We start from the raw sequence: 14,811 nt of genomic DNA on the forward strand, positions 1-14,811 counted from the left end.
CGAGCGCGTTCTGGCGGACCGCCTTCGCCACTGGTGGTCTTCCGCGGATCAAAGGATTTTACCCCTACACGCGGAGTACCGTCCGCCTCTCCCGCCTCCTAGTCTAGCAGTATCCTCTGCGGGCCAGCCGTTGAGCGGCTGGATTTGACAGAGGACTTACTGAACCGGCTACGGGTGCTTTAGGCCCAATAATCGTCCCGACCACTCGAGGAGCTGGTATTACCGCGGCGGCTGACACCAGACTTGCCCTCCCCTTATTCCCCGGCTTATTTACAGCCGAGAAAAGCTCCCTTTAGCAGGAAGCACTCGGACTAGCCTCGTCACGCTTTCGCGCATTGCGAAGTTTTCGCGCCTGATGCGCCCCGTAGGGCCTGGACCCTTGTCTCAGTGTCCATCTCCGGGCTCCTTCTCTCAAAGCCCGTACCGGTTACAGGTTTGGTGGGCCATTACCCCGCCAACAGCCTGATCGGCCGCAGTCCCATCCTGGAGCGAAAGGCACGGAGCATACCCGTGCCGCCTTTTGGACGACCTCTCCTTCCAGATGAGGTCATCTATCGCGGATTAGCCCCAGTTTCCCGGGTTTGTCCGCGTCTCCAGGGCAGGTTGACTACGTGTTACTGAGCCGTACGCTGCGTCCCCTGTAGCCAGAGAACGCACAACTAACATGGCTAAATCCCAATCCGATAGCAGTCGGGTCCGGCAGGATCAACCGGAGTCGATTATCGAGGAGTACGACCACGCATTTCTGCGAGGTGTAAAGCACAACCCATGTCAGATCTAACTAATGACGTTAGATCTCCACTATTGTACGCGCACCTGGAGGTCGTGCATTCTCATTGCGTTGGGGCTATGCCCTTTATGCTCAAGGCAGACGCCGCCAATTAATGCGCAAATTGGCCGAGGGTTTTGGGTTCGTATATATGCATTCCCGTGTTAAATCGACACCCTTCAGGCAAGCCAAGTCTCGGGTATCGTGCGGGAATTCTCAGGTGCGAAGCAAGGGGCGGGGGCGACCGTGCGGGGGCGGGCGGGATGAAGGCCTCCCGGAGGGGCTGGCAGAAGATTGGTGCGGCTAGGCTTTCCTTCGATGGACCACGAGGCCCAGCGAAACGAGGACTAGGCCGAAGACGAGCACCACCGAAGCAGGCGCGAACTGGCCGAAGGCCCAGGCCACCGATGAGACCCCGGCGATGAAGATTCCGAAGTGAAGCAGCCTTTCCCCTCTACCTAGCGATACGACGTCCTTCGCGAGCTGCTCCCGGTAGCGCAGGATGAGGTACGACAGACCTGCGAAGGAGAGGATGCCCACGAAGAAGACGTAGGTCAGCTCGGACTGGTAATCGCCGAGGGTGAGCAGGAGGCCGACCTCGTCCCCGATGAGCCCTCCCCCGAGGCCGAAGACTATGGCGTAGATGCGGTCGAGCTCTGGGTGGTCGGTGACTATGGCGAGCCATCCAGCGGCGACCACCATGATGAGGCCGTACCAGAAGTGGTGGAAGTGGATGCCCCCGGTGACCACCACTGTGGCCGGGGTCAGGGTGGTGAAGGCCCTGGCGGCGAGGAAGCTGGCGAGGAAGGAGAGGAGAGTGAGGAAGGCGAGGCCATGCTTGGCGGCGGGGTTTTGGCTCGTCATCGGCGTTCCTAGGCTTGTTCGGGTTTGGTCGCTTGAGCAGGCTTCTCCAGCATCGCGAGACGTGCTTCGAGGACCTTGAGCTTGTCGTTGGCGTCCCAGATGTAGGCGCCCACGAGGGGGACGAAGACCAGCATGAAGATCGAGGTGGTGAGCAGCAGGGCGGCCACCCCCAGGAAGAGGAGGATGACAACCTTGGAGGCGGACTGCAGGAGGCCCCTGGACTTTGGCAAAGCGAGGACAGGGCGCCATGGGTCTGCCATATGCTTTGTCATGTGGGGCCTTCGGAATAAGAAGAAAGGGGAGGCTCGCGCCTCCCGGGAAAACTTACATCACTGGACGCATGGCGTCGTGCAGCTTCTGGGCTATCTCGGCAGGGACTTCGTTCATACCGTGGGTCTCCTTCGCGTGCCACACCACCTTCTTGGTCACTTCGTCCGAGGAGGAGCCAGTCGCTGCCCAGCTGCAGCCGCAGACCTGCTTCAGGTCGGCTGAGAAACCAGTCATGGATTGAATTTCGCCCGAAGCTAATTAGCACTTTGCCCAAATCTTGCCCAAATCTTCGGGTGGGCTGGGTCAGCGCCAGGTGATCCTGAGGAGGTTCGCGAGGGCGAAGGTCTCCATGGCGTTGATGGCAACGAGGTAGGGCGCTGCGGCTACAGCCGAGTAGAAGACGTACCAGAAGACGATTATGACCCCGTTCTGGACGAGGAAGAAGACTGCGAAGCTCAGGAGCGCTACGCTGAGGGAGGAGCGGAGCCTGCGCCAGCTCTGGAAGTAGAGGCCGATGAGAAGGAGGACGAACGCCACGTTCAGGAAGGCGAAGACGGCGGCGACGTTCATCCAGAATATGTCGAATGCCATCTCAGTCTTCTGACCCCTTCATTCTATATCTAACTTTGCCCAAATCTTGCCCACATTGACCTTATCGATTCGAAGTACTTCTCGAAGTATGGAGTGAGGAAGTAGACTGCCCCGTAGGTCCCCTTCGAGCTGGCGACGATGACCTGGTTCTGCTCGAGGAGCTTGATGTGGTGCTGGACGGTCTTGTAGTCCAGGCCGAGCTTCTCCGAAATCTTGTTGGGGTTGGCCGGCTCTCCCTTCAGCATCTCGACGATCTTGACCCTATTCTGGCCTCCGCGGCTCCCCACGAAGACGTAGACCATCATCCTCCTGAACGAAGGGTCGGGGAGTGGTGCCGGACCCGCGCCGGCGGGCTCGCCGGAGGCCCTGCGGAGGCGGACCGATGCCCAGCGGACGAACAGCGATTGCAACGCCGGAAGAAGGTTCCAGCTCATGGCCTGCACACCCTGACCGCCCTGGCGTAGGCCTTCTCGTCGCTAGGGCCCCCCCATACGCCCTTGACCTTGAAGTCCGGCTCCCCGATGATTATCCCGTCTGACTTCTGGTAGAACTGCCTGACGTTGGACAGGCTGATGCCGCTCCCGATGAGGACGGGCTTCTCTATCACGTCCCTCACCTTCTTGACCCGCTCGAAGGAGGGCGGGACGGGGCTGCGGGGTCCGGAGACGATGACGGCGTCGGCGCCTCCCCTCTCGGCGAGGTCCTGGGCCGCGTATTCTATCTCGACGTTGAATATCGGGTAAGCATGTTTGACATGGACGTCCCCGAAGACCAGCACGTCCGAGTCAAGCATCTTCTTCAGCCGGGCCACCCTGGCGGCGCACCCCTCGATTATCCCCTGGTCCGTGGCGTAGGCGCCGATGAGGATGTTGCAGCGGATGAACTGGGCGCCGGAGACATGGGCCACAGACAGGGCTTCCTCGCAGGCGTTGCGGAGCATGTTGACCCCCACCTTCATCTTCGTGTGCCTAACGACCTCCCGGGTCACGTTGGCCATAGCGGCCACGCTGTAGGGGGGGAGGTTTTCCTTGAAGAGCGGGACGTCTCCGACGTTCTCGACGATGCAGGCGTCCAAGCCGGCGGCCTCGAGCTTGTCCGCTTCGGAGAGCGCGAACTCTGTGAGCTCCTTCATGGACATCCTGCTGTCGGGGGACCCCGGGAGAGGAGGCATGTGGACCATGCCGATGATGGGCTTCCTCGGGAAGAGTTGCCCGAACCTCACGATGGGTTCGGCCGTCGGCGGCGATTAAAGGATTTCAAAATCCGTAGACGTCTTTGTGGAGCCAGGGGACGAGCGCGGTGATGACGCACTGCTCGGTGAGCTCGGCCCGGTCCATCTGCCCGTCGGTGAGGTATCGGATCAGACCCCCCTTGTCCCCCACCTGGTCTATGCCGCTGAGCGCCTCGGCCCAGCGCTCGAGCTCCTTGCCGTCTCTGATCAGGTCCTCCATGGCCTTCTTCGGGAGCATGTAGCCAGCCGAGTGGCCCAGGGAGGCCTTGCCCGAGGGCCCCACGACGGCGGCCTGTTGGTGGTCGAAGTACACGTCTCCTATGGTGAAGATGCCGGCCTCGACGCCGACCCCGAAGTCCCCCCCGACCTGGGAGAGGGCGTACCTGGCCCTGGCGATGGCCCCGCTGGTCATCTCGTCGAGCCCGGTGGGCTGGGCCTTGGCCACGGAGGAGGCGTCGACGGGGCGGAGCTGGACGTCGGGGAAGTATCTCGCGAAGGCCTTCTTCACCCCCTCGAGCTTGGCCGGGTTCTTGGTGCCGACGGCGACTATCACGCTGGTTTCAGACCTGTCTGTGGTATTAACCGTGGATATCTAGGACACGCGCAGCTCGTCGAGGAGCTTCTGGATGTTGGTCAAGGGGGTGCCGTCCTCGTGGGAGATCTCCTGGGAGGCGGGGGGGTTGGTCTTGTAGGAGGGCATCCTCGCCGTGAGGCGGTCGCCGTAGGTGGGGACGAACTCGTTCTGGTAGAAGACTCCTATGGGGGTGTGGTCCCCGAACTCGAAGGTCTTCAGGACGGCCTGCTGGACCTTCTGCTCCATTTCCTCCTCCTTCGGGTTGTGGACGACGCCGTCGTATCCGGTCTCCTCGAGCTTGTAGGTCCGGGGCTGGTTCTTCCCGCTGGCGTCCAGGTTCCCTTCTCCGGCCCAGTACTCTTTCGTCTGGATGTCGTTGTAGGTGGGGCAGGGCTGGAGGACGTCCAGGAAGGCGAAGCCCTTGTGTCGTATCCCTTTGATTATCAGGTCCTTCAGGTGGCGGACGTCGTAGGAGTAGCCTCTGGCCACGAAGGTGTAGCCCGAGGCGATGGCGAGAAGGAGCGGGTTGATCCCCTGGTTGATGTTGGGGAGGGGGAGGGACTTCGTCTTCATGCCCAGGCCCATGGTCGGGGACGCCTGCCCCTTGGTCAGGCCGTAGACCTCGTTGTCGTGCACGATGTAGAGCATGTCGAGGTTGCGCCTCCCGGAGTTGACGAAGTGGCCGGCTCCGATGCCCAGGCCGTCTCCGTCCCCTCCTTCGACCACCACCTCGAGGTTGGGGTTGGCGAGTTTGATCCCTGTGGCGAAGGGGAGGGGCCTGCCGTGGAGGGTGTGGACCCCGTAGGTCTTGATGAAGTGGGGGGCCTTGGAGGAGCAGCCGACGCCGGAGACCACGACGGTGCTGGAGGGGTCGACGTTCATCTCGGCCAGGGCCATCTGGACGGCGTTGAGGATGCCGAAGTCTCCGCAGCCGGGGCACCAGTCGTTGTGGGCCGTCGTCTTCAGGTCTGAGAGCTTAAGTGCCATGGGTCAAAACCAGTTTTTTCGGGGCCTTTCCTTCTGAAATCATCTTGATTGCGTCGTATATCTCCTCGGAGGACATGGGCCTTCCGTTGTACTTGACGACGAGCTGTTCGACGGGGATGCAGGTCCTTTCTCGGACTATGCCGACGAGCTGGCCAGAGTAGTTCATCTCGACGCCGACCACCATCTTCGCCTTGGAGAGGACCTTCGCGACGTACTCGGTGGGGAAGGGGTTGACCAGCCTGACCTGGAGGAAGTTGACCGTGATGCCGTCTGCCTTCAGCCAGTCCATGGCGTCGAGGATCGCTCCCTTGGTGGAGCCCCAGCTGACGATTGTGATGGCGGCGTCCTCGGGGCCGAAGAAGTTGACCTTGTCTTCGAGGGGGATCTCCCTGGCGGCGACGTCCAGCTTGCCCATCCTCTTCTCCATCATCAGGTCACGGTTGGTAGGGTCCTCGCTGATGTGCCCCAGCTCGTCGTGCTCGTCCCCTGTGTGCCAGTAGACCCCTCCCTTTGTGCCCACGGGGGGGCGCGGGGAGATGCCGTTGGGGGTCGGCGCGAAGCGCCTGAACTCGCCGCTGACCGCGTCCGTGATCGGGCCTTTGACGAAGAGCCCCCTGTCGATCTTGACCCTGTTCACGTCGAACATGGGCATGGTGGCGTCGGAGTTGGCGAGGGCCTTGTCCACCATGTGGATGACCGGTGTCTGGTAGCGCTCGGAGTAGTTGAACGCCCTGACAGTGTCGTAGAATGACTCCTCCAGGTCGCCGCTGGCGAGGACGATCCTCGGGAACTCGCCGTGGCCTGCGTGGAGGGCGAACCTGAGGTCTCCCTGCTCGTGGCGGGTCGGGAGCCCGGTGCTGGGGCCGCCTCTGGAGTAAAGCGTGACGACTATGGGGACCTCGTTCATCCCGGCGTATCCGAGCCCTTCGGCCATCAGGGAGAAGCCCGGCCCCGACGTGGACGTGGAGGACCTGACGCCGGCGAGGCCTCCGCCGATTGCCATGGTCACTGCGGCTATCTCGTCCTCGGACTGGACAACGGCGATGTTGCCCTTGGTCTTCATGGCGGCGACCTCGGCCACCTGTGGATTATCCTGGGAAGCTGAACCGTCGAGGTCCATTTCAGCGTGGCCTTCGAGGAACTCGCTCTCGTCGCTGGCAGGGGTAATCGGGTAGTAGGTCTGGAGCCTGCAGCCGGCGAGCTCCTTGGCCAGGGCGACGGTGGAGTTGCCCCTGACGAAGAGCCGCACTCCTTCGGACTTCGCCGGCTCCAGCTTGTAGGCGAAGCTCCCGGCGTACTTCTCGGTCACGAAATCGTAGACCGCCTCGACGGCGTGGGCGTTCATCTCGCCCACCTTGGGCTTGGACCTGAACTGCTTCCTTATGGCGTCCTTTACCAGATTCTGGTCGTAGGACATCAGTGCGAAGGAGGCGGCGACGGCCATGACGTTGAGCATCCTCTGGAGGGTGCTGAGGGAGGTCTCGCCGAACTTAGCCCCCACGGCCTTGAGCAGGTCGTTGTAGCGGATTGGATAGACGTGGACCCCCCTCCTCCGGGCGAGTTCGAGGATACCCTTGACGTCGGCGGAGAGACCGGCCTTGCCGAGCTCGTCTAGGAGCAGCTTCTCCACGGGGGCTTCGATGGTCGGCACCCCGTCGAGGCGTTTTGTGTCCTGGTCCGGGTCGTAGATTATCGCGCCTTCGCTCCTGACCTCGAGGGCGTGCCTGAATATCGTCTCCTCCTCGAAGGTCGCGAGCATGTCGACGGTGTCGACGTGGGACCTGACCAGGTCCTTGGAGACCCTGACCCGGAAGTAGCTGTGCTCCCCTTTGATGTTAGAATAATACTCCCTGTTGCCGAAGACGGAAAGGCCTCCGCCCGCCGCGGCCCTGGCGAAGACGTTGGCTGAGGTGTCTACACCGCTGCCCTGAACTCCGCCGATCATCCATGAGAAATCGGTCCTCTTCATACTGACCTGGGCCTAACTGGTAAGGTTGTCGTTTAAGACTATAGTATATATAGTAAATACCATAGGTGGAGACATTGGACCAGCTAAGGAAGGTGCAGAAGGTCGGGTACTCGACGCTGTCGGTCTCCATACCGAGCGAGTTCGCGAAGGACCTGAACCTCAAGCAGGGGGACAGCCTGCTCTTCAGGGAGGATGCGGACGGGACCCTCAGGCTGATACCTGCGACCAGCGCGGAGAAGTCGAGCAGGGCCACGATCAAGGCGGACCTGGTGCAGGATGATGAGATGCTCACGAAGCTCATCATCGGGTGCTATGCGCTGGGCTACGACACCATAGAGGTCGCGAGCGGAGAGCCCCTCGGGAGGACGAGGGCGGACAAGGCCCTCGAGACGGTCAAGCGCCTTCGGGGACTCGAAGTGGTGGAGTCGGACGACAGGCACATCGTCGCCCAGAGCTTCACCGACCCGACGAAGTTCCCGGTCGATTCGCTGATCAAGAGGCTTCAGATCCTCGTCTCCAGGAGCCTAGAGAACGTGGTGGAGGCCCTGGACCTGAAGAACACGGGGAGCCTCAACGACGTGAAGAGGGTCCAGGACGAGATAGACGAACTCTACTGGCTCATTGTCAGGCAGCTGCTGGTCGCCCTGAATAGGAGGGAGCTTTCGGCGGAGATAGGGATCGAATCACCGCTGCACGCGTCGGGAGACAGGGTCAGCGCCAAGACCCTGGACGAGATCGGCGGGATCATCCTAGACGTGGCCGAGGAGCTCGCCCGGCTAAGGGGGAAGGGGACTAAGATGGACGCGGATGTGGTCGAGGGCATACGGAAACTGGCAGAGAAGGCGGGGGAAGCGTTCAACACGACTGTGGAGGGCCTGCTCACTCCGGACATCAGGACCATCGGAAGGTCCTCGGCCCTGGTGGAGGAGACCCTCAGGATGGAAAGGGAGATCACGCGCGAGATGCTGGATTCTGGGGAGTACGGCTATGCGAGGGTGCTGGCGTCGCAGTTCGCCCAACTGGCGCGGTATTGCAACATCATCATCGAGATCGCTTCACACAGGCTGTTGAGGAAGAGCAGCCGAGTGGCAACGATTCAGCACTAGAAGACGGGGTTCGGCGTAGGTTGTCTGAGGTGTTTGGCGGGCCCTAGATTCCGAGAGCCTCGCGGAGGCCTTTGTACCTGTTCCTGATTGTGACTTCGGTCACGCCCGCCGCCTCGGCGACGTCCTTCTGAGTTTTCTCCTCGCCCTCAAGGGTGCAGGCGACGTAGAGAGCTGAAGCTGCGAGTCCCATGGGGTCCTTTCCCGCCGAAATCCCTATCTGTTTGGCCCTAAGCAGAATCTCCCGGGCCCTCCTCTGGGTTTTCTCAGACATCTTCGCCCTGGAGGCGATGCCTGAGACGCACCTGGTGGCTTCGGCCACGGGCATCTTGAAGTCCATCTCCCTGTGCAGGAGCCTGTAGGACCTGGCGAGGTCCTTCTTCTTCACGTTGCTGACGGCGGCGATGTCCTTCAGAGTCCGCGGGACTTCGCAGTCCCTGCAGGCGGCGTAGAGGGAAGCCGCGATGATCGCAGTGATGGACCTGCCCCTGACGAGGTTCCTTTCGAGAGCCTTCCTGTAGAAGTACGCGGCCTTCTCAGTGACCGCTTCTGAGACCGTGAGCTTGTCCGAGAACCTGCGCAGTTCGCTGAAGGCCTGACGTAGGTTCCTGTCGGTGGACTCGTGGGCCTGGCTCCTTCTGTCCCAGGTCCGGAGCCTCTCCACAGTCGACTTCATGGACCCGGAGAGTGACCTGCCAGAAGCGTCCTTGTTGAGGCCTCCGATGACCGTGGCCAGCCCCATGTCGTGGATGGCGATCGATGTGGGGATTCCGGCCCTGCTGCGGTCCCCCTTTTCGTCGCTGGAGAAGGACCTCCACTCGGGACCTGAGTCTATGATCTTCTCCTTGACAACCAGCCCGCAGTCGCTGCAGTACAGTTCCGACCCAGTGCCGTCTATGACCATGCGGTTCTTCCCACACCTGGGGCACTTGTCCGAACTCCTCTCCTGCTTGAGGAGCCGCGAAAAGTTTGTGCTGTTTGACATGTTAAACCAATAAGGCGAAATACGGATATTTCTAATGATGTTCCGAGCCACTTATATATAAAGGGCGAACCTCGTTTTCAGGTCTGGCGGGCTCCTAGGAGGCTGTTTTCAGGGCCCGGGCCTTCTCTCTGGTCAGTTCGAATATCCTGTTCCTCAGCTGTCTCATGCCGTCCCCCCGTGTGGCCGAGGTGGCGACAGTCGAGAACCCCTCATAGAGGCCATCCGCAGGGATGGCGCTGACCCGGCCCTGGGCCAGGTCCACCTTGTTGAGGACCAGGAGGACCTTGTTCGGGTCGACTTCCAGCTGACCCAGGATGTCCTTGCAGCTCCCGAGTTTGATGGCGACGCTCTCGGGGTCTTCGCTCGCGTCCACCACGAGGAGCACTAGGTCGGCGTAGGTGAGCTCCTCCAGGGTCGACTTGAACGACTCGACAAGGTAGGTGGGGAGCCTTGAGATGAAACCCACGGTGTCCGAGAGCATGACCTTCCCCTTCGAGCCGGGCCTCGTTATGGCGCGGGTCGTCGTGGTGAGGGTCGTGAAGAGCTTGGGGGACTCCTCTTTGGTCTCGGAGGCGAGCCTGTTGAAGAGGGTGGTCTTTCCGCTGCTGGTGTAGCCTGCGAAGGAGACGAGCGGGTCCCCCATCCTCAGCCTCTCCTTCCTCTGGGTCACCCTGTTAGAACGGGCGCTGGCGAGCTTGGCCCTGATGGTCACCATCCTGTTCCTGAGGGCCCTGAACTTGATGTCGACGGCGGTCTCCCCCATGCCTGAGAACCCCGCCCTTTCGCCCTTCACCGAGAAGCGCACGACGTCTCTCGCCCGGGGCATTTCATAGCGGAGCTCCGCGAGCTGGACCTGGAGCTTGGCTTCGGTGGTCGCGGCCCGGAGGGCGAATATATTGAGGATGAGCCTTTCCCGGTCGATCACTTCCACGTGGGTCACCTTGGCGAGGTTGTTCGCCTGGGACGAGCTGAGGGTCTCGTCTATGATCAGGGTGTCGGACCCGTTGTCGCTGACGAGCTCGAAGAGCTCGGCGGCCTTTCCTACCCCGACCCCGTAGCCGGACTTGATTATCTGCTTCTGGGTCAGGACCGCCTCGACCGAGTAGCCAGCGGCCTTGGCCAATTCCTGGACCTCTCTTTTGGAGAACTCGTCGGGGTAAGTGACTATCGTGGCTTTCAAGGGCATGTAGAACTCTCAGTCTGGCCTCGCGCTGTGCGGGTTTCTAAGGATGCGTCCGCTGGGACCCGTGGCCGTTACCTGAAGCCAAGGCCGGAGGAGTCCATGGTCCTGACGCAATCTCCGCATCTTAGGCCCCGTGGCGTCCTGTACAGGTGTGCGACTAACCCGCACTTCGGGCAGACCTGGGGGAGCCGTTGTGGGAGCTTCTGGGACTGCTGCGGCTGCTGGCTGGATGCTCTCATGGAACTAACGCCTTCTGGACCTTCTTCGTTGCATCTCTTGGTTGCTCAATTGTGCGCAGACTGGGCAGATGAGGTGGGTGGAGTCGCCGTCCTGCTGGAGCCTGATTCGATGGGTTACGCACGACTCTGGTTGTAGTTGGTTCACGGATGGTTCGTTTTCTCGGCCCTAATAAGGGCACGTCCAAACCATATTAGTGGGGATTCTGGGGTTTTCGATGTAATGTCTTCGACTTCGAGGGTCCGCGATGAGAAGCTGAAGGAGATCTTCGATTCGTTCAACGAGGCGTGGATGAAGTACTGGGAAGCCTACGTCAGCCTCCAGGACCAGCTCTACGAAAGTCTGAGGGCAGGAAGGGAGGTCTCCTGGCTCGCGGCCACCGACGAGAGGAAGATGAGCGAGATGAACCAGGTGCAGCGGGAACTCTTCTCAGGGATGCCGAGGAGGCTGGACTACTCCCCGCTTGGACAGATAACACGAGACCTCGAAAGCGCTCCGAGCAAGATAAGCGACCTTGAGGCGGCGCTTTCGCGAGAGGAGGAAGGGTGCAGGAAGCTCGGAGAGGCCCTCGCGCTGATGAAGGAGAAGGTCGAGGCCATGAAGGAAGCGATGCATGATGCCGGCCACTGAGAACTGCGCCAGCTAGTCCGAAGAGTTGCCTCATCTGCCTCGTCGAGCTTATACGGAAGGAGGCCGTGGTGGAGGTTGAGAGGAATTGAGAGAGTCATCCAGGATTGAGAAGACGAAGCTCCCGGTCGATGTCTATGAAGGGTGGCTGAAGACCCAGGCGACGCAGCCCGAGAAGGGCAGGCGAGTCGTGCCGAACGAGAAGGATGCCTACGAAGCCTGGATCGGGAAGAGGGTAGAGAAGAAGGCGCAGGAAAACAAACCAAGGCGGAAGCGCACCGAATCCTAGAGTGGAGAACTTCTTCGTTGGGCCGATCGTGCGAGGTCCTTTTCGGACAATAGCTTCTTTATCGGAACCGGAGCTGGACCCTTCGGCGCGGGGGTAACCAAGCCTGGTCAACGGTGCGGGACTCAAGATCCAGCCATGCTTCGGAAGGGAAATCCCGTCCCTTAGGGGTTCGTGGGTTCAAATCCCACCCCCCGCATCCTTACGGCCGTAAGGAATCTTGCCAAGACCCAAGGCCAACTCTCGGATTTTCAGGCGGTCATAGAGGGCACGGTGGGATTTGAGATGATTGTGCGTTCAGTGTGTATACGCAAACGTTAGGGGTTAAAGGTCGGCTACCATTCCGACTCATGGATGATGTCACCGGTCGGCCGGATTTGAACCAGGCAGTTTTGGTGGTGTTGGACGGAAAAACATCAAGAGAATATGAAATGCAGGTGAATGTTCCCGATGAAATCTGTGGTGGGCAATGTGAGAGTTAGTGTTTCCATACCATCACCGTAGATCGAATAGGTGGTTTGGAAACTGGAGACCGAGAAACCAGAATCGCTCTCAGTAATAGAAACAAGAGGAAGTGAATTAGAAGGTTGCGGGTGGGAATACGTGAGTCCTATCATCAAGGCTTGTCCTGAGGCTTTGAAGACACAGATGTATCCGGCGCCCGTTCCATAGATGATAGTTTGTGCAAGGCATGCGGGGCTAACAAATCCCACTGTAGACTCGGTGGTTGAAACACTGGATTGGATTCCCGTTATGGCAATCAACGGAGTCGAAGTTTCGGGTGCCAAGGAAAGGACTACTTGACCCCCCACCTTCGGGTTCCAAGCGCCGGGTATGGTGTTCGAGACATTCGCATCCAGTAGAGCAACGGAGGTGCACGGCTGTGGGAAATAGACAAAACTCGGGGTCGGGCAACCCCCGTTAGAGGATACGTCGATAACCTTCCCCATCGCCTCAAGCATCGTTTGTTGCGATGGAGTGTATGTCACTCTGACCTCAAAGTCCTCCCCGTATTGAACCAGAGAAAGTTGGCTGGAGGTCAGTTCTATCAATAGCGGATTTCCAAACGCGACACTTGGAATTGAATAGTGTCCTCCCCCTGAATCTACCGAAGATACGCTTCCTGTTTCTTGGAATCCCTCTGTCGAATACGTAGTCGCTCTTGCGTTCGGGGTTGTCTCGCTAACCGTCTGGGTCGCAGGAGCATTCCTGAAGTAGTATAGCATTCCTCCTATCACTGAGGCAGCCACCAAGATAATGACGAACGCTATTGCGAATTCGCTTGCCTTCATCCTCTTACCCCCTTGGTCAGACTTGGATGAAGATATGCCTTTGGAGTATCTTGGGCGGATATAGCCTAGCAGTTTTTGGTGAGTTGGACGATTTGGCCTTCATGTTTCCGCACTTGAGACATCTGGTGTTCTTTGCGGGTAAGTCGATTAACTGAAGAGTGTTCTAGGCTAACCCAGAGCCGGCCGCAACCTGGTTCGAGGGGGGAAGCCCGGTCGGACGCAGGCTAAGGGCACTCGCGAAAAGGCAGAACCCTCCAGCAGTGAACGGGATGAAGGCCACGAGGAGGTCTACGAATGGGTCGCCAGCGGACGGTATCAGCGTGGATTCTCTAAGGACTCCAAAGAGCTCCAGAACGAAGAACAGGCCGAACCAAATCGCGTGCCTTCGGATCGAGGAATCCCTGTGCCTCAGAGCGAAGACAGGCAAGCCCACCGCACCTGCAACAAAGATGACGAAGGGCGGAAGGTAGAATATCCCCTCTTGGGCTACGCGTTGCGTTCCTCCCGAAACGGTCACGGTGTATGTTGACGGGTTGAACAAGTACGTGAGAGCTATTACAACGGAAACCACGAATGCAATCCATAGAGCTGCCAGAAATCTTTTCTCGCGATCGGCGCGCTGAGTCTCCAAGCCGGCGTCCGCCTCAGGAAACACAGTCCTGGTCACTCCATAGAGCATCATCGCTGCCCCGACGTACACAACTACGAATTGCGCCTGTTGATAGAGGAAACCTCCGAGCAGGGCGGCCCTGTCGAGTGCCAAAAAGGAAGTCGTGGCGACGAAGATCATCGCAAAGCCAAAGGCAGCCAGTCCTGTGCCGGTGGCTCGAGTCCTCAGTCCGTGGTCGGTGAATTTGATCCTCATTCTGAGGCCGAATACGGCGGCAGCCACTGCGACAATGATAATCAGGGCCGTCAATCCATAGTACGTGGGATCAAAGACGAGGTTCTCGAGACTCGGCCCCGTGTTCGGCGAGACCAGCTGCAGGATTGCCGGGAGCGGATTCAAGCTGGACCTTGCAGACACCCAGAGAATACTTAACAGATTGTCCAGACGTTAGGCCAAGGTAACATCCGCATCACATAAATCAGCGGAGTGATATCCTGGCATTCGTGACCGAACAAAGCGTCGACGAAGAGAAATTCGAGGATTTGGCCGAGGTCTATGGCGTGTTGAAGAGGGACGTGAAGGACATGCTGCTGGACTTGCTCGAGGGAGTCTCGCTTTGGAAGTCCGCTTCACGGATGTCGTTTGGTTTTGCTCTTGTGGCATTCGCTCTCGTGCCGCTATTCGTGTGGGGGTCGCTCACCACGCGCGAAGTGGGGTTCACTCTGTCCACCGGTCTTGGACTGATAGCGGGCTTCATGCTAGGGGTTGGAGCCCTGACATCCTTGACGGGCGTGCGATATCGAACAAAATACTCTGGACTGCGAAAGAAGTATTCCGAACTATACGAATCAGCCAAGAAACTAAGTTGAGGGGGTGGACGAGTCGTCCTCTCTCCCGCGTGTCTCCGAGAAGATTCTCCAATATCTAAACAAGATAGACGAAGGGTCAGGCAGAGCGAAACGGATGGATTTCCTCAGGATTGCTGGGAATGAAGCGATTCTGAACGACTGGGTGGACTACCTCTCGCAATGCAACCTGATTAGGGCGGAGACGCAAGATGGGAGAGTTCAATATGTGAAGACCAATCTAGGACAGAGACTTCATGAGGTGCTGAAGGCCCACAGTTATCTCGGCCCCCTTATGGGCAATCTAAGTAGGGACAGGCGAAGACCGAAGTAGCTGGCCCGGTGGGGCTTGATTTCCAGGGACATGAAGGAGCCCCTGAAATGAAGG

General features: G+C 59.5%; 19 protein-coding genes, 1 tRNA gene and 1 rRNA gene. 6 read left to right on the top strand and 15 right to left on the bottom strand.

Going from position 1 to position 14,811, the window contains the following annotated elements; genetic code table 11:
* From OK438_04980 to OK438_05025, 10 genes are all read right to left on the bottom strand, one after another.
* A 16S ribosomal RNA gene (locus OK438_04980) occupies nt 1–716 on the bottom strand; the annotation flags it as partial.
* A gap of 356 nt (nt 717–1,072) precedes the next feature.
* Nucleotides 1,073–1,633 carry a hypothetical protein gene (locus tag OK438_04985; protein MDA4124790.1) on the bottom strand — a complete coding sequence of 187 codons (561 nt, stop codon included), beginning with the start codon at nt 1,631–1,633 and terminating at the stop codon, nt 1,073–1,075.
* An 8-nt stretch (nt 1,634–1,641) separates the two neighbouring features.
* The gene (locus tag OK438_04990) at nt 1,642–1,863 is read right to left on the bottom strand and encodes a hypothetical protein (protein MDA4124791.1); all 222 of its coding nucleotides are present in this window, start codon (nt 1,861–1,863) and stop codon (nt 1,642–1,644) included.
* A 94-nt stretch (nt 1,864–1,957) separates the two neighbouring features.
* The gene (locus OK438_04995; protein ID MDA4124792.1) at nt 1,958–2,137 is read right to left on the bottom strand and encodes a DUF1059 domain-containing protein; all 180 of its coding nucleotides are present in this window, start codon (nt 2,135–2,137) and stop codon (nt 1,958–1,960) included.
* 69 nt (nt 2,138–2,206) lie between these two features.
* Nucleotides 2,207–2,494 carry a hypothetical protein gene (locus tag OK438_05000; protein MDA4124793.1) on the bottom strand — a complete coding sequence of 96 codons (288 nt, stop codon included), beginning with the start codon at nt 2,492–2,494 and terminating at the stop codon, nt 2,207–2,209.
* A 29-nt stretch (nt 2,495–2,523) separates the two neighbouring features.
* Complete coding sequence (locus OK438_05005; GenBank protein ID MDA4124794.1) at nt 2,524–2,928, bottom strand: winged helix-turn-helix domain-containing protein; 405 nt, start codon at nt 2,926–2,928, stop codon at nt 2,524–2,526.
* Entirely contained in the window at nt 2,925–3,716 is a 792-nt protein-coding gene (locus tag OK438_05010; protein MDA4124795.1) for a BtpA/SgcQ family protein, read from the bottom strand. Before OK438_05010 ends, OK438_05005 begins: the two co-directional genes overlap by 4 nt.
* Nucleotides 3,717–3,750: 34 nt before the next feature.
* On the bottom strand, nt 3,751–4,278 hold the full coding sequence (yjjX, locus tag OK438_05015; protein ID MDA4124796.1) for an inosine/xanthosine triphosphatase: 528 nt from the start codon (nt 4,276–4,278) through the stop codon (nt 3,751–3,753).
* A 39-nt stretch (nt 4,279–4,317) separates the two neighbouring features.
* A complete protein-coding gene (locus OK438_05020) occupies nt 4,318–5,286 on the bottom strand; it encodes a 2-oxoacid:ferredoxin oxidoreductase subunit beta (GenBank protein ID MDA4124797.1) in 969 nt (322 codons plus the stop codon).
* A complete protein-coding gene (locus OK438_05025) occupies nt 5,276–7,255 on the bottom strand; it encodes a 2-oxoacid:ferredoxin oxidoreductase subunit alpha (GenBank protein MDA4124798.1) in 1,980 nt (659 codons plus the stop codon). Before OK438_05025 ends, OK438_05020 begins: the two co-directional genes overlap by 11 nt.
* Before the next feature lie 74 nt (nt 7,256–7,329).
* Between OK438_05025 and OK438_05030 the strand changes: the two genes are divergently transcribed.
* Nucleotides 7,330–8,361: a phosphate uptake regulator PhoU gene (locus OK438_05030; GenBank protein MDA4124799.1), complete on the top strand. Its 1,032-nt coding sequence runs from the start codon at nt 7,330–7,332 to the stop codon at nt 8,359–8,361.
* A 43-nt stretch (nt 8,362–8,404) separates the two neighbouring features.
* Here the strand turns inward: OK438_05030 and tfb are convergent, their stop codons facing one another.
* The 3 genes from tfb to OK438_05045 form a co-directional block, all read right to left on the bottom strand.
* A complete protein-coding gene (tfb, locus tag OK438_05035; protein MDA4124800.1) occupies nt 8,405–9,343 on the bottom strand; it encodes a transcription initiation factor IIB in 939 nt (312 codons plus the stop codon).
* Nucleotides 9,344–9,437: 94 nt separating this feature from the next.
* Nucleotides 9,438–10,523 (bottom strand): GTPase HflX, encoded by a 1,086-nt coding sequence (gene hflX, locus OK438_05040; GenBank protein MDA4124801.1) that lies wholly within the window; start codon nt 10,521–10,523, stop codon nt 9,438–9,440.
* Nucleotides 10,524–10,597: 74 nt separating this feature from the next.
* Nucleotides 10,598–10,765, bottom strand: coding sequence for a hypothetical protein (locus OK438_05045; GenBank protein ID MDA4124802.1), 168 nt, complete (start codon nt 10,763–10,765; stop codon nt 10,598–10,600).
* Nucleotides 10,766–10,985: 220 nt separating this feature from the next.
* On the opposite strand from OK438_05045, the gene OK438_05050 reads away from it, so the two are divergent.
* The 3 genes from OK438_05050 (at nt 10,986) to OK438_05060 (ending at nt 11,875) form a co-directional block, all read left to right on the top strand.
* Entirely contained in the window at nt 10,986–11,393 is a 408-nt protein-coding gene (locus OK438_05050; GenBank protein ID MDA4124803.1) for a hypothetical protein, read from the top strand.
* Nucleotides 11,394–11,478: 85 nt separating this feature from the next.
* Complete coding sequence (locus OK438_05055; protein ID MDA4124804.1) at nt 11,479–11,679, top strand: hypothetical protein; 201 nt, start codon at nt 11,479–11,481, stop codon at nt 11,677–11,679.
* 87 nt (nt 11,680–11,766) lie between these two features.
* A tRNA-Leu gene (locus tag OK438_05060) sits at nt 11,767–11,875 on the top strand.
* 217 nt (nt 11,876–12,092) lie between these two features.
* Here the strand turns inward: OK438_05060 and OK438_05065 are convergent.
* Nucleotides 12,093–12,968, bottom strand: coding sequence for a hypothetical protein (locus tag OK438_05065; protein MDA4124805.1), 876 nt, complete (start codon nt 12,966–12,968; stop codon nt 12,093–12,095).
* 163 nt (nt 12,969–13,131) lie between these two features.
* The gene (locus OK438_05070) at nt 13,132–13,977 is read right to left on the bottom strand and encodes a hypothetical protein (GenBank protein MDA4124806.1); all 846 of its coding nucleotides are present in this window, start codon (nt 13,975–13,977) and stop codon (nt 13,132–13,134) included.
* Nucleotides 13,978–14,081: 104 nt separating this feature from the next.
* Between OK438_05070 and OK438_05075 the strand changes: the two genes are divergently transcribed.
* A complete protein-coding gene (locus OK438_05075) occupies nt 14,082–14,447 on the top strand; it encodes a hypothetical protein (GenBank protein MDA4124807.1) in 366 nt (121 codons plus the stop codon).
* Between the two features lie 4 nt (nt 14,448–14,451).
* Nucleotides 14,452–14,757, top strand: coding sequence for a hypothetical protein (locus OK438_05080; GenBank protein ID MDA4124808.1), 306 nt, complete (start codon nt 14,452–14,454; stop codon nt 14,755–14,757).
* Nucleotides 14,758–14,811: the final 54 nt, after the last annotated feature.

It is taken from the genome of Nitrososphaerota archaeon, assembly GCA_027887005.1.
In the GTDB taxonomy this organism is placed as follows: domain Archaea; phylum Thermoproteota; class Nitrososphaeria; order Nitrososphaerales; family Gagatemarchaeaceae; genus UBA183.

What these genes read in the sequence shown, in the direction of transcription:
- tfb (MDA4124800.1), bottom strand. Translation starts at nt 9,343, where the DNA reads ATGTCAAACAGCACAAACTTTTCGCGGCTCCTCAAGCAGGAGAGGAGT.
- OK438_05050 (MDA4124803.1), top strand. Translation starts at nt 10,986, where the DNA reads ATGTCTTCGACTTCGAGGGTCCGCGATGAGAAGCTGAAGGAGATCTTC.
- OK438_04985 (MDA4124790.1), bottom strand. Translation starts at nt 1,633, where the DNA reads ATGACGAGCCAAAACCCCGCCGCCAAGCATGGCCTCGCCTTCCTCACT.
- OK438_05020 (MDA4124797.1), bottom strand. Translation starts at nt 5,286, where the DNA reads ATGGCACTTAAGCTCTCAGACCTGAAGACGACGGCCCACAACGACTGG.
- OK438_05045 (MDA4124802.1), bottom strand. Translation starts at nt 10,765, where the DNA reads ATGAGAGCATCCAGCCAGCAGCCGCAGCAGTCCCAGAAGCTCCCACAA.
- OK438_05025 (MDA4124798.1), bottom strand. Translation starts at nt 7,255, where the DNA reads ATGAAGAGGACCGATTTCTCATGGATGATCGGCGGAGTTCAGGGCAGC.
- OK438_05065 (MDA4124805.1), bottom strand. Translation starts at nt 12,968, where the DNA reads ATGAAGGCAAGCGAATTCGCAATAGCGTTCGTCATTATCTTGGTGGCT.
- OK438_04995 (MDA4124792.1), bottom strand. Translation starts at nt 2,137, where the DNA reads ATGACTGGTTTCTCAGCCGACCTGAAGCAGGTCTGCGGCTGCAGCTGG.
- OK438_05005 (MDA4124794.1), bottom strand. Translation starts at nt 2,928, where the DNA reads ATGAGCTGGAACCTTCTTCCGGCGTTGCAATCGCTGTTCGTCCGCTGG.
- OK438_05000 (MDA4124793.1), bottom strand. Translation starts at nt 2,494, where the DNA reads ATGGCATTCGACATATTCTGGATGAACGTCGCCGCCGTCTTCGCCTTC.